Source organism: Pseudomonas sp. 2995-1 (assembly GCF_002742505.1).
In the GTDB taxonomy this organism is placed as follows: Bacteria; Pseudomonadota; Gammaproteobacteria; order Pseudomonadales; family Pseudomonadaceae; genus Aquipseudomonas; species Aquipseudomonas sivasensis.
In genome coordinates this window covers 1-376 of the sequence record NZ_LJSA01000228.1, presented here as the reverse complement: position 1 = coordinate 376, position 376 = coordinate 1, and the positions used below count along the sequence as shown (strand labels likewise).

General features: G+C 38.6%; 1 protein-coding gene. It reads right to left on the bottom strand.

The genetic code is table 11. The features are described from left to right. On the bottom strand, positions 1–376 hold a 376-nt coding region (locus AOA61_RS02690), incomplete at both ends, for a glutathione S-transferase C-terminal domain-containing protein (RefSeq protein WP_178075176.1).

Here is a 376-nt window from a genome sequence, read left to right as displayed (position 1 = left end):
CTGATAGAGATCCCTCAAATACCCCCACAAATTGGGCATTTCACGTATAAGGTTTCGATTCGTATTAAAAGCGTTATAATACGCAACATCAAAACGCACTAATGTTGAATATAGCCGAACGTCAGAATCAGTAATATAATCCCCAAACAAAAAGCGCTGATTTGATAGCCGCTCTTCTAATAAATCCAATCTTTTGAAAAGAGTCTCATAAGCTGCCTCATACTCTTCTTGAGAATGGGCAAAACCACATTTATAAACACCATTATTTATATCATGAAAAATAGTGTCGTTTAGCTCGTCAATAGATTCGCGAAGTTCCTCTGGGTACAAATCAGGTGCACCGTCTCTATGATATGGGGCCCAGACTGTTTCAAGA